The organism is Methylorubrum podarium (genome assembly GCF_022179745.1).
Classification (GTDB): Bacteria; Pseudomonadota; Alphaproteobacteria; order Rhizobiales; family Beijerinckiaceae; genus Methylobacterium; species Methylobacterium podarium.
In genome coordinates this window covers 1-13214 of record NZ_BPRD01000046.1, presented here as the reverse complement: position 1 = coordinate 13214, position 13214 = coordinate 1, and the positions used below count along the sequence as shown (strand labels likewise).

The 13214-nt window shown below is 69.7% G+C and carries 8 protein-coding genes; 6 read left to right on the top strand and 2 right to left on the bottom strand.

Features of this window, described 5'->3' with window-relative positions; genetic code table 11:
* Window positions 1-1700: glycosyltransferase family 2 protein (locus MFF42_RS02355; RefSeq protein WP_238254352.1), on the top strand; the 1700-nt coding region annotated here is incomplete at its 5' end.
* A gap of 140 nt (window positions 1701-1840) precedes the next feature.
* On the opposite strand, the gene MFF42_RS02350 is transcribed toward MFF42_RS02355, so the two are convergent.
* Entirely contained in the window at window positions 1841-5518 is a 3678-nt protein-coding gene (locus tag MFF42_RS02350) for a PAS domain-containing protein (RefSeq protein ID WP_238254351.1), read from the bottom strand.
* A 680-nt stretch (window positions 5519-6198) separates the two neighbouring features.
* Between MFF42_RS02350 and MFF42_RS02345 the strand changes: the two genes are divergently transcribed.
* Both MFF42_RS02345 and MFF42_RS02340 read left to right on the top strand, forming a co-directional pair.
* On the top strand, window positions 6199-6708 hold the full coding sequence (locus MFF42_RS02345) for a PAS domain-containing protein (RefSeq protein WP_238254350.1): 510 nt from the start codon (window positions 6199-6201) through the stop codon (window positions 6706-6708).
* A 100-nt stretch (window positions 6709-6808) separates the two neighbouring features.
* Window positions 6809-6973 (top strand): hypothetical protein, encoded by a 165-nt coding sequence (locus tag MFF42_RS02340; protein WP_238254349.1) that lies wholly within the window; start codon window positions 6809-6811, stop codon window positions 6971-6973.
* A gap of 52 nt (window positions 6974-7025) precedes the next feature.
* On the opposite strand, the gene gloA is transcribed toward MFF42_RS02340, so the two are convergent.
* Complete coding sequence (gloA, locus tag MFF42_RS02335) at window positions 7026-7466, bottom strand: lactoylglutathione lyase (protein WP_238254348.1); 441 nt, start codon at window positions 7464-7466, stop codon at window positions 7026-7028.
* A gap of 402 nt (window positions 7467-7868) precedes the next feature.
* Here gloA and MFF42_RS02330 point away from each other — a divergent pair, with 402 nt between their 5' ends.
* From MFF42_RS02330 to MFF42_RS02320, 3 genes are all read left to right on the top strand, one after another.
* Window positions 7869-8777: a hypothetical protein gene (locus tag MFF42_RS02330; protein WP_238254347.1), complete on the top strand. Its 909-nt coding sequence runs from the start codon at window positions 7869-7871 to the stop codon at window positions 8775-8777.
* A gap of 76 nt (window positions 8778-8853) precedes the next feature.
* Window positions 8854-11490, top strand: coding sequence for an aminopeptidase N (pepN, locus tag MFF42_RS02325; RefSeq protein ID WP_238254346.1), 2637 nt, complete (start codon window positions 8854-8856; stop codon window positions 11488-11490).
* Between the two features lie 198 nt (window positions 11491-11688).
* Window positions 11689-13214, top strand: a 1526-nt coding sequence (locus tag MFF42_RS02320; RefSeq protein WP_238254345.1) for a PAS domain-containing protein, incomplete at its 3' end; no start/stop codon positions are given.

Sequence of the window (13214 nt, the reverse complement as noted above, 5' to 3'; positions counted from 1 at the left end):
GGCCGCGCCCGGCGGCGGCCTCCTACGCCGCCTGGATCGAGCGGGTCGAGCGCCCGGCCCTGCCGTCGCCGGAGGCGATGCGGGCGGCGATCGACGGGTTTCGGGTGCGGCCGCGCATCTCCATCGTCATGCCGGTCTACAACACGCCCCGGCCCTATCTGGAGGCGGCGCTCGCCAGCATCCGCGCGCAATCCTATCCCGATTGGGAGCTGTGCCTCTGCGACGACGCCTCCACCGCCCCCCACGTCGCGCCGATGCTCGACGCCCTGGCGGCGGAGGAGCCGCGGGTGCGGCTGCACCGGCGGACGACGAATGGCGGCATCGTCGGGGCGAGCAACGACGCCCTGGCGCTCGCGACCGGCGACTGGATCACCCTGATCGACCACGACGACACGATTCCCGCGCACGCGCTCTTCGCCCTCGTCGCCGCCCTGAACGAGGATCCGCAGATCGACTTCCTCTACTCCGACGAGGACAAGATCACGATTGCGGGCGAGCGCTACGAGCCGTTCTTCAAGCCGGACTGGTCGCCCGAGACGCTGGAGGCCTGCATGTACACGGCCCATCTGGCGCTCTACCGGCGAGACATCGTGACCCGGATCGGCGCGTTCCGGCCCGAATGCGAGGGCGCGCAGGATTACGACTTCGTGCTGCGCTACACCGAGCACGTCACCCGCGTGCGCCACGTGGCCCAGGTGCTCTATCACTGGCGGGCGATCCCCGGCTCGACGGCGCAGGCCATGGACAACAAGGGCTACGTGGTCGCCGCCGCCGTGCGGGCGCTGGAGGACAGGGCGCGGCGCACCGGCGGGCTCGACGTCGTGCGCCCGACGGCGTTCGCCGGCAGCTTCCACCTGCGCCGGCCGCTGGCCGAGCGCCCGCTGGTCTCCATCGTGATCCCCACCGCCGGCCGCGACAGCGCGGTCCGCGGCCGCACCGTCGATCTCCTGGCCGCCTGCCTCGCGAGCCTCCGCGAGCGGAGCACCTACGAGGCGATCGAGATCGTGGCGGTCGACAACGGCGACCTGCGGCCGGCGACCAGGGCGGCTCTGGAGCGGTTCGGCGCCCGCTCCGTCACCTGGGACCGGCCCGTCTTCAACGTCGCCGCCAAGATGAATCTCGGGGCACGGGCCGCGACGGGGGAGGTGCTCGTCTTCCTCAACGACGACATCGAGGTGATCAGCCCCGACTGGATCGAGGCGATGCTGGCGCTGCTGCAGATCCCCGGCGTCGGGGCGGTCGGCCCCAGGCTGCTGTTCGAGACCGGCGAGCTGCAGCATGTCGGCGTCACGGTAATCGACGCGACCCCCGACCATCCCCGCCGCTCCTACCCGCGGGAGGATCCCGGCCACTTCTTCTCCACGGCCGGCAACCGCAACTACCTCGCGGTGACGGGGGCCTGCGTGATGGTGCGGCGGGCCGATTTCGAAGCCATCGGCGGCTTCGACGAGGACTTCGCCGTCAACTACAACGACGTCGATCTCTGCCTTCGCCTGCGCGAGCGGGGCCTGCGCAGCGTCTACTGCGCGCAAGTCGAGCTCTATCATTACGAGAGCCGCAACCGGGCGCGCATCGTCGCCGCGGACGAGCAGGCCCGCTTCCGCGCGCGCTGGGCGGAAGCCATCCCGAAGGATCCCTATTACAGCGAGTGGTTCGAGGCGCTGCCGCCGACCTTCGAGCTCGACCCGGCGCGGTTCTGAGCGTCGTCCGTCATTGCGAGGCGGAGCCGAAGCAATCCAGGGCACTGCCCTCTCCGGACATGTCGCGCCGCTGGATCGCTTCGCTGGCGCTCGCGATGATGGGGAGGGCGGGGGCAAGCCGGGGGAAACCGGATGCCCCCTCACCGCGCGTTGATCATCTCCTTGATGCGCGCGGCCAGCACCTCCATCACGAAGGGCTTGGTGATGACCTGCATGCCGGGCTCGAGGTGGCCGTTGCCGACCGCCGCGTTCTCGGCGTAGCCGGTGATGAACAGCACCTTCAGCTCCGGCCGCATCACGCGGCCCGCATCCGCCACCTGCCGGCCGTTCATGCCGCCGGGCAGGCCGACATCGGTGACCAGAAGGTCGATGCGCACATCCGATTGCAGCACCTTGAGGCCGGACGGACCGTCGGCGGCCTCGATCGCGGTGTAGCCGAGATCCTCCAGCACTTCCGTCACCAGCATCCGCACCGTCGGCTCGTCGTCGACGATCAGCACGGTCTCGCCCTGCTCGGCGCGGGGCGCGGTGGCGAGGTCGGGAGCCGCGTCCGGCTCTTCCGCCGCACCGTAATGGCGCGGCAGGTAGAGGCACATCGTCGTGCCCTGGCCGACCTCCGAGTAGATCCGCACCTGCCCGCCCGACTGGCGCACGAAGCCGTAGATCATCGACAGCCCGAGCCCCGTGCCCTGGCCGATCGGCTTCGTCGTGAAGAACGGGTCGAACGCCTTGGCGATGACGTCCGGGCTCATGCCGGTGCCGGTATCGGTCACGCAGAGCGACAGGTACTGGCCGGGATCGAGGTCGCGCTCGCGCCCGCCGCGGTCGTCGAGCCACTTGTTGGCGGTCTCGATGGTGATGCGGCCGCCATCCGGCATGGCGTCGCGGGCGTTGATGCAGAGGTTCAGGAGCGCGTTCTCGAGCTGGCTCGGATCGACCAGCACCGACCACAGCCCGCCCGCGGCCACCACCTCCAGGGTGATGGACGGGCCGATGGTGCGGCGGATCAGCTCCTCCATGCCCATCACCAGCCGGTTCACGTCGGTGGGCTTGGGGTCGAGGGTCTGGCGGCGGGAGAAGGCGAGCAGGCGGTGGGTCAGCGCCGCCGCGCGCTTGGCGGCGCCCTGCGCCGCGTTGACGTAGCGGTCGATCTCGGTGAGCCGCCCCTGGGCGAGGCGGGTCTGGAGCAATTCGAGCGAGCCGGTGATGCCGGTGAGCAGGTTGTTGAAGTCGTGGGCGATGCCCCCGGTGAGTTGCCCGACCGCCTCCATCTTCTGCGCCTGCCGCAACTGCTCCTCGGCGAGGCGCTGCTCGGTGATGTCGCGGCCGATGATGTGGAAGCAGTCGCCCTCCGGCACCGCCGTCCACATCACCGTGCGCCGGCGGCCGTCCCGGGTGAGGATGCGATCGACGAAATCGGTGACCCGCTCGCTCCCGGCGAGCCGGACCAGCACCGCACCGGTCGCGGAATGATCCTCGGGATCGATGAAATCGAGGAAGGGCCGCTTGAGCAGCTCCCCCTCGCTCCAGCCGAGCAGACGCTCCCAGGCCGGGTTGACGCTGCGGAGACGGCCGTCGAGCCCGGCCGTTCCCATCAGGTCGGTGGTCGTCTGCCAGAGACGGTCGCGCTCGCGGGTGCGCTCGCCGACCTCGCGCTCCAGCATCGCCTCGATCCGCTTGGCGTCCGAGATGTCCGTCACGAACAGGTAGGCGCCGTCGGTGGATCCGTCCGGCATCGGTCGCGGCAGGTAGCGGATGTCGGCGATGCGGGCGCTGCCGTCCCGGCGGGGCCAGGCCCGCTCCGCGCGCACCTCGCGGCCGGCGCGGGCGGTCTCGAAGCGCGCCTGGGCCTCGGCGGAGGCCTGCGGGCCGACGAGCGCGGCCAGGGTCTGGCCGAGCGCCTGCGCCGGGGAGGTTCCGAACCAGTCGGCGCTGGCGGCATTGGCGAAGCGGCACAGCCCGTCCGCATCGAAGAAGGCAATGAGGACCGGCAGCGAGTCGGTGATCAGGCGCAGCTCGCGGGCATTGGCGCGCTCGGACTGCTCGGCACGGGCGCGCTCGGCCGCGTGCCCGACGCGCTGGGCGACGTCCTCGACCAGTCCGATCTCCTCCGCCCGCCAGGGGCGCGGCTTCGGCTCGTGCAGGTAGAGGATCGCCCGCAACCGTCCGTCGCGGAGCAGCGGCACCACGACGAGGGACCGGCAACCGATGGAGTCCCAGGTCGCGGCGTAGGTCCGCCCGGCGCGGGGGTCGGCGTAGCAATCCTCGACCACGAGGGTCTGGCCGGCCCGGAGTTCCGCGATGACCGCGGGGCCGAACCCGTCGAGGATGCGCGATTCGCCCGCGAGGCTCGTCACCGACGGGTCGCGGGTCCAATCGCGCTCGACCCGCACGATCTCGCCGGTCTCGTCGATCTCGCCGTAGCCGGCTCGGGCCGCGCCGAGATGGGCGCCGAGCGCCGCGGCGGCGGCCAGCGTCACCGCGTGCGGATGATCCGCCTCCCGCAACCGATCATTGAGGCCGAGCAAGAAGGCCTGCCGGTCTTCCGCCAGCCGGCGGTCGTGGATGTCGGTGCAGGTGCCGAACCAGCGCACGATCCGCCCGTCCGAGTCCCTCACCGGCTGGGCCCGGCCGAGCACCCAGCGGTAGAGGCCCGAGCGGTGGCGCAGGCGATACTCGATCTGGTAGGATTCGCCCGTGGCGAGGGCACGCCGCCATTCCGCCCAGGCCCGATCCTGGTCGTCGGGGTGGAACATCCCCTTCCAGGCTTCGCCGTCGGTCGAACCGGCGGGGACGCCGGTATATTGGTACCATCGGGCATTGTAGAAATCGTGGTACCCGTCGGGCCGCGTCGCCCAGATCATCTGATCGATCGAGTTGGTGATACCGCGGAAGCGGTCCTCGCTGTCGCGCAGGGCCTGCTCGGTGCGCTTGCGCTCGGTGATGTCGAAGCTGACGCCGGGAAAGCTCTGCGGCGTTCCGTCCGCCGCGAGCGCACAGCGTCCCTGGGCGGCGACCCAGCGGATGCCGCCATCCGGCTGGACGAGACGGTATTCCGCATCGAATCGGCCGCCCGTCCGCAGGGCCGCGTCGATGCTCGATTTCAGGTACGGCACGTCGTCGGCATGCACACCGGCGAAGAAATCGCCGAGGGGAGCCCCGGCTGCCGCCGTGGCGGGATCGACACCGTAGAGCGCGGCGAATCGCGGATCCGCCGTGACGCGGTCGGCGGCCACGGCCCAGTCCCAGATGCCGATGCTGCCGCCGGCCGAGAGAGCCATCTCCAGGCGCTCGTCGCTGCGGCGGCGCGCCCGCTCGGCCAGGACCTCGGCGGTGGTCTCCGCCGTGACGCAGATCATGCCGTTGATGCGGCCCGCATCCTCGCGCACGGGTGAGTAGGTGAAGCTCCACCAGGTCTGCTCGGGCACACCGTAGCGGTGCATGACGAGGGGCAGATTGTGCTGCGACACGCTCTCTCCCCGCAGCGCAGCATCGACCAGCGGCCCGATATCGTCCCACAGGTCGGCCCAGATCTCGCGGAAGCGTGCGCCGAGCGCCCGCGGCAACCGATCACCGAAGATCGGCCGATAGGCATCGTTGAAGAAGGAGATGCCGTCGGGCCCCCAGGCGAGGAACATCGCCGCCGGGCAGGCGAGCATCGTCGCCAACGTCGTGCGCAGGGAGACCGGCCAATCCTGCAGCGGTCCGAGCGGCGTGTCGGCCCAGGGGTGAGCCAGGATCTCGCGGCCCGTCTCACCACCTTCCAACAGAAAGCGGAGATGGGCCGGGACGTTGGCGCCGTCGGCCGGCGGAATCATCGAGCAAGGCTGCGGAGGCCGCAACCGATATCTGTACGGGAGAGGGACAAGGCGTTTCCGAGGAGACGGGACGGCTCCTCCTCTTAAGCCGATGCAACCGTGACGGCGAGCCGCACTGCCCCGATTTCGTGGACGCCGTCCCGCCAATCGCCGAAGAATCACTGGACGGGAACCGGATCGGGGAGCCCTCGGCGGTCCGCGGAAGCCTCAGATTTCGAAGCGTTCGCGGAAGACGGAGTTGAGATACGATTCACAACAAATGAGAAATTTTCCGCATCGGCAGAGATGAAATTCGTCCGACCGACGACGACGTCCAGTCCTATTTCGCATTGCAACAAGTTCAATCGGCTTTTCATCGCCGAGGCATCAACGAAATGTGATTAAGACGCTTGCCTCATCCGGCGAGACGTGCATTCTACCCCTTGTCCGCATCAGACCCGGCGAGAGAGCCCAGTCCGGCCTAACCGGCCGTTCATGGCGTCGAGGAGCGACCGCCCCCGGAAGCTTCGAGGCACAATCCCGCAAGGGTTGGACGATCTGGAGGGTGGTGCCCCGGCGCCGCTCCGAAGGACCCATCGGGCCGGCCGAAGCGTCGGAGGGTCCCCAGGAACCCATGACAGAGGGGGGCACGAAGTGCTGGCAGCAGGCATTTCGAATGCCTGCCCGTCGTGGGGAGCCTGATGGATACGAACGATTTCGCCTACGATTTCGACGCCCCGGACTCGGATTGGAATTACGAGCCGTCGCGGGCCGATCTGTTTCGGCAGATCGATGCGCCTCTCTACACCACCGACTCGGACGGCTGGCTGACCTACTACAACGACGCCGCCGCCCAGCTCTGGGGGTTCCGCCCCGTGCTCGGCAAGGCCCGCTGGTGTGGGTCGTGGCGCCTGTTCGAGGCGGACGGCACGCCGCTGCCGCACGAACTCTCGCCCATGGCTGTCACCCTCAGGGAGGGCCGCGCGCCGCGTGGCATCCAGATCGGCCTCGAGCAGCCGGACGGGAGCCGGATGGCGTTCATGCCCTATCCCACGGCCCTGCGCGACGGCGAGGGTGCCGTGGTCGGCGGCTGCAACATCCTCCTCAAGGTGGAGCGGCCCAGCCTGCGCGTCACCCTCCGCAGCCCGCTGCGGGGTCGGCCGACCCTCCGCGCTGCCCAACTTGCGGGCATGCACAGATGTTCGGCGTGACATTGCCGGTCACGACGCAGCGATCCACCTCACCGGAGCGGGGCACTCCGCGGAATGATCCGGCGGCGCGCCCCGCGGCCTGAAAGAACAGGAGGAAGCCATGTCGGTCGAGACCAACTGGAGCCTCGACGCGGTCCAGAGCCTGCGCAGCATGGCCCGCGAGGGCGTGCCCGTTTCCGTCATCAGCCTGAGGCTGAAGCGGCCGGTCGACGCGGTCTGCGCCAAGCTCGCCGAACTCGGCATCACGCCGAAGGTCGAAGTCTGACCGGTCCGGATGGACGCCCGCGGCGGCGAGCCCGGGCGCCCACCCGCCGGATTCACCAGGATCCGGTGTTCTCCATGGACGCCCACGGCTCCTGCGGCGGCTTCGATCCGCCCTTCTGCAGGATCTCGATGGAGATGCCGTCGGGCGAGCGCACAAAGGCCATGTGCCCGTCGCGCGGCGGCCGGTTGATGGTCACGCCGGCATCCTTCAGCCGCTGGCAGAACGCGTAGATGTCGTCGACCTGGTAGGCGAGGTGCCCGAAGTTGCGCCCGCCCGAGTACTCCTCCGGATCCCAGTTGTAGGTCAGCTCGATCAGGGGCGATTTCGTCGCCTCGGCGCGCTCGACATCGCCCGGAGCGGCGAGGAAGACGAGGGTGAAGCGGCCCTTCTCGTTCTCGACCCGCCGCACCTCCTTGAGGCCGAAGGTGTCGACGTAGAAGGCGAGCGCGCGGTCGAGATCCGCGACGCGGACCATCGTGTGCAGAAATTCCATGGCCACACCGGATGATGACAGGGGTGGCCGGCTATCTGGCCCGAGGCGCGCACCCGTCAACCGCTCCCGCGAACGTGACGCGGGCTTCGTGAGCCGGAGGGCTGCACGGGTGACGAAACGCAGCCGCGCGTCATGGACCACAGCAATTTGAAGTAACAAATATTTGACGGGTCCGTAGCATCCTCGGAATTGCTCGACGTTGCTGCATCGCCTACCGGGTTTTGCGAACTTTCATCAGACGATGCCAAAGATGAATTGCAGGAATTGTCACGCAACGTCCGTCTTCGAATTGGCTCAGACGCAACGATTTAAGCCAAAACGATCGACTGCCCGGCAACCAACTCGAGAACGATTGCCTGCCGTGGCGGCTCGATCGAATGCGGCGAACACCGGATACGACGCGTGACGACGGGATCGATCATCCGCGGGATCGGCGTGGTCGAACACGTCACCCCCGAGCAGATCCTGGCGCATCCCGAGTTCCCGACGGCGCGGCGCGTCTACGTCTCGGAACACGCCAAGGTCTACGAGGCCGGGATGTTTCCCGCTCAGTTCGGGGCCGATGCCGGGCGCGTCACCACGCTCGCCATCATCGTCTGCCAGCACGCCGGCTACGATCCGGCCGACAGGGCGAGCTGGCCGACGCTGAGCTACCTGAAGGACACCGTCGCCCGCTTCGGCTTCGCGAGCCCCAGGCTGATCGACAGCTTCGTCGCGCGTCTCGTGCAGACCGGCTACCTCGAACTCCGGCAGCAGCCGGAGGACAACCGGGTGCGTCTCCTGTGCCCGACCGAGCGGCTGCTGGCCTGGGACCGCGAGTGGATGGCGGCCCATTACGCCGCCCTCGACGTGCTCTATCCCGAGCCGGGCTTCGCCCCGCCGCGGCAGCGCGACCCGGCCTTCCAGGCGGCCCATGCCCGGTCGGCCATTGCGGCGTTCGACGCGATCATCGCGATGATGTGGAGCAACCTGGAGATCATCTTCTTTCTCAGCAGCACGAGCGCGCTGATCATCCTGCTGTCGCTCTTCGAGATGGGGGGCAGCGATCCGGAGAGCCGCATCCGCGAAGCCGACCTCGTCCAGCTCGCCCCGCGCTTCGCCGTCTCCCGCAGCCATGTGCGCAACATCCTGGCGGTGGCGCAGGAGCGGAACTTCATCGTCCGCGCGGGGCCGCGCAGCGCCTACATCCATCTCACGCCGCACTGGATCGCCGCCTTCGACCGCTTCATCGCCGGCAGCCTCGCCCAGAGCGACCTCACCTACCGCCTCGCCCTGCGGCATCGGGCGGAACAGGCGTGCTCCGAGGCCTGATCGAACCGCGACGGATTTCGCTTCCCGGCGATCGCATCTAGAAGGCGAGACCCATTTCGATGGCGAGCCTGGCCCGATGCGCACCGAGACACCCCCGACCGTCCGCCTCGAGGATTACCGGCCGAGCGATCATCTGATCGACCGGGTCGAGCTCGACGTGCGCCTCGACCCGCACGATACGCGCGTGACCGCGACCCTGGCGCTTCGGCCGAACCCGGCGGGCCGCACGGGCGCGCCCCTCGTCCTCGACGGCGACGACCTCACTTTGCTGGCGCTCGAATGCGACGGGCAGGCGGTGGCGCCCGATGCCTACCGGGCCGACGCCTCCGGCCTGACGCTGCACCGACCGCCGCAACGCCCCTTCACCCTGCGGATCGAGACGCGGCTCGACCCGACCGCCAACACCAAGCTGATGGGGCTCTACCGCTCCAGCGGCGTCTACTGCACCCAGTGCGAGGCCGACGGCTTCCGACGCATCACCTACTTCCTCGACCGGCCGGACGTGCTCGCGGTCTACACGACCCGGATCGAGGCGGATCGCGACGCCGCCCCCGTTCTCCTCGGCAACGGCAACCCGGTCGAAGCCGGGGATGTCCCGGGGACGGGGCGGCACTACGCGGTCTGGCACGACCCGCTGCCGAAGCCGGCCTACCTGTTCGCCCTGGTCGGCGGCCGCCTCGACCGGGTCGCCAAGTCGTTCACGACGATGGAAGGACGCGCCGTCGAGATCGCCGTCTACGTCGAGCCGGGCAAGGGCGACCGGGCCGCCTACGCGCTCGACGCGGTGGAACGCTCCATGGCCTGGGACGAGACCGCCTTCGGGCGCGCCTACGATCTCGACGTGTTCAATGTCGTCGCCGTCTCCGACTTCAACATGGGGGCGATGGAGAACAAGGGCCTCAACATCTTCAACGACAAGTTCGTGCTCGCGAGCCCCGAGACCGCGACGGACGCCGACTACGCGGCGATCGAGGCGATCATCGCCCACGAGTACTTCCACAACTGGTCGGGCAACCGCGTCACCTGCCGCGACTGGTTCCAGCTCTGCCTGAAGGAGGGCCTCACCGTCTTCCGCGACCAGGAATTCTCCTCGGACATGCGCTCGCGCGCCGTCCACCGGATCGCCGAGGTGCGCAACCTGCGGGCCCGCCAGTTCGTCGAAGATGCTGGCCCCCTCGCCCACCCGGTGCGGCCGAAGCAATATGCCGAGATCAACAACTTCTACACGGCCACCGTCTACGAGAAGGGCGCCGAGATCGTGCGGATGCTGCGCACGCTGATCGGCGAGCCGGCGTTCCGCGCCGGAATGGACCGCTACTTCGCCGACAACGACGGCACAGCCGCGACCGTCGAGGACTTTCTGAGCGCCTTCGAGGCGGTGACGGGCCGCGACCTCTCGCGTTTCGCCGAGTGGTACGAGCGGCCGGGAACGCCGCGGGTCGCCGTTTCCGGTACCTATGACCCGGCCGCCCGGACCTACCGCCTCGCCTTCCGCCAGACGCGCCCCGGCGCCGGGGCGGAGGCGCCGCCCCTCGTCATCCCGGTCCGCCTCGGCCTCGTCGGTGCCGAAGGCCCGCTCGACGGGGCGACGAGCGGGCGCGTCGAGGCCGGCGTCTTCGTGCTGGAGGCCGCCGAGGATGCGCTGACCTTCGAGAACGTGGCGGACGAGCCGGTACCGTCGCTGTTTCGCGGCTTCTCCGCACCGGTGCGGGTCGAGAGCGCCCTCGACGCCGCCGCGCGCCTGACCCTGCTGCGCCACGATCCCGACAGCTTCAACCGCTGGGAGGCGGCGCAGCGCGTCGCCCTGGGTCTGATGGCGGCGCAGGCCCGCGGCGAGGCATCGGAGGACGCCGGCGCCGACGCCTTCGTCGCCGCGCTGGATGCCTTCCTCGACGCGGAGGCCCTCCGCGATCCAGCTTTCGCCGCCCAGATCCTCACGCTACCGGGCGAGGGCGAGCTCGCCGACGAGATCGGAACGGACACCGACCCCGACGCGATCTTTTCCGCGCGCCAAGCGCTGCGCCGTCGCCTCGGCGCGGGCCTGCGCGAACGCCTGACGCGCCTTCGCGAGACCCTGGCCGAGCCGGCGGGCGCGGCCTTCTCGCCGGACGCCGCCTCCGCCGGGCGGCGGGCGCTGCGCAATGCCGCCCTCGACCTGATCGCCGCGGCCGACGCGGAGGCCGGCACGGCCCTGGCGCAGGCGCAGATCGAAGCGGCCACGAACATGACCGACCGCCTCGCCGGGCTCGCGACCCTCGCGCTCCTGCCCGGCGAGGCGCGGGAGGCCGCGCTGACCGCCTTCGCCGAGCGCTACGCCGACGAGCCGCTGGTGCTCGACAAGTGGTTCGCGATCCAGGCGATGATCCCGGAGGACGGGACGGTGGCGCGGATCCGCCGTCTCCAGACCCATCCGGCCTTCGCGGTGACCAACCCGAACCGCGTGCGCTCCCTCATCGGCAGCTTCAGCCTCGCCAACCCGACCCAGTTCAACCGTCCGGACGGCGCCGGCTTCGACTTTCTGGCCGAGGCTGTCCTGGCCATCGACGGCGCCAACCCTCAGCTCGCCGCGCGCCTGATGACCGCCTTCGGTCCCTGGCGTCGCCTCGAACCGGGGCGTCGGGCCGCGGCCGAGAGCGTCCTGCGTCGCATCGTTGCCACGCCGGCTCTTTCTCGTGATGTGACCGATATCGCGACAAGGAGCTTGGCCGGCTAGTTAAGACTCTGTTGAGTAATGTATTTCGGCGACTCGCGGCCGCTGGGACAGCCGGCGGAGCGTCCTGTTTTGTCAACGCTCCGGCCAAAAAACAGCGTGGACAAACCCACGCCACCGTTGTCCAATGTGAATACGATTCGAAGCAACCGGCGCGGCCCAAGCCGAGGCGCCGTTTCCAGACAATGTAGAGGTGTCGCTATGTCGGGGGCGGTTTCCGCGTCCCTGTCCGCGCGCGCGCGTGCGGACACGATCCTCGGGATCCAGCGTACGACCGGCACCGCCCAGGCCCGTCTCATGCGGGCGGAGACGTGGCTCCGCTACGCGCTACCGGCCCTGCTCGTTGTCTTCATGCTCACGCTCCTCGGCGTGGCGATCCTGCAGATGCGGGGCCGCCACGAGCAGGCGATGCACGTGGCGACACGCGAGGTCGAGGCGTTCGCCCGACTGGCAGCCCTGTCGCTGTCGAACGAGGCCGCTGCGAGCGAGACGCGGCTCGAGCGCGTGCTTCCGGTTCACCTCCTGCCGGCCGGTCGCGAGGTTCTCGTGATCGGGCCGACCGGCCGGATCCGCGCCGCCTATCCCCAGCCCGGCCCGGCCGGCACCTTCGCGGGCTATCTCGCCGAAGGGGAACCGATCGTCATGCTCGGCGAGAGCGCCGGCCCGATGAGGGTGAATCTGCAGGCGGGGGGGCAGGCCGTCGTCGTCACGCGCCGCTTGTCCGACGGCTCGGGCGAGGTGGCGGTCGTCCAGAAGTTCGAGCCGTTCGTCGCCGACTGGTGGCGGGCCTTCGGTCACCACGCGATCTCCCTCTCCGCCATCGGCCTCGTGCTGGCGGGGATGGCCACGGCCTACATCCTCCAGACGCAGCGGGCGCAGGCGGCGGACGAGGTCTGCGAACTGGTCAAGCAGCGCCTCGACACGGCCTTGGGCCGCGGGCGCTGCGGCCTCTGGGACTGGGACATCGCCCGCGGCACGATCTTCTGGTCCGATTCGATGTACGCCCTGCTCGGCTACACCCCGGAGAAGGACCTTCTCTCCTTCGGCGACGTGAACGCCCTGCTGCATTCCGAGGACGGCGATCTCTACAGCCTCGCCCGCCACCTCGCGGCGAGCCACGCCACCGTCGATCACGAGTTCCGCATCCGCAACGCGTCGGGCGAGTGGATCTGGCTGCGCACCCGCGCCGAGATCGTGGAGGATGCGGCCGACGGCAGCCGCCACCTCGTCGGCATCGCCATGGACGTCACCGAGCAGCGCCGCCTCGCCGAGTTCACCGCCACCGCCGACATGCGCCTGCGCGACGCGGTGGAAGCGATCTCCGAGGCCTTCGTGCTGTGGGACGCCGGCAACCGGCTGGTGCTGTGCAACTCGAAATTCCGCGACCTGCACGCGCTCGCTAGCGAGGACGCCGTACCGGGCCGCCGTTACGACGAGGTCATGGGACAGGGCGCCCTCCCCCCGGTGCGCCGAGGCATCCCCGGCGCGGAGCGCGGCACGTCCCGCACGTTCGAGGTCGAGCTCACCGACGGGCGCTGGCTCCAGGTCAGCGAGCGCCGCACCAAGGACGGCGGCTACGTCTCGGTCGGCACCGACATCACCAACCTCAAGCGTCACCAGGAACAGCTCGTCGCCTCCGAGCGCGAACTGATCGGAACGGTCAAGGATCTGAAGCGCTCCCGGCGCACCCTGGAGACCCAGACGCAGCAGCTCGCCGACCTCGCCGA

Coding starts and splice junctions, on each gene's coding strand:
- MFF42_RS02350 (WP_238254351.1), bottom strand. CDS start 5,518: ATGATTCCGCCGGCCGACGGCGCCAACGTCCCGGCCCATCTCCGCTTT.
- MFF42_RS02345 (WP_238254350.1), top strand. CDS start 6,199: ATGGATACGAACGATTTCGCCTACGATTTCGACGCCCCGGACTCGGAT.
- MFF42_RS02340 (WP_238254349.1), top strand. CDS start 6,809: ATGTCGGTCGAGACCAACTGGAGCCTCGACGCGGTCCAGAGCCTGCGC.
- gloA (WP_238254348.1), bottom strand. CDS start 7,466: ATGGAATTTCTGCACACGATGGTCCGCGTCGCGGATCTCGACCGCGCG.
- pepN (WP_238254346.1), top strand. CDS start 8,854: ATGCGCACCGAGACACCCCCGACCGTCCGCCTCGAGGATTACCGGCCG.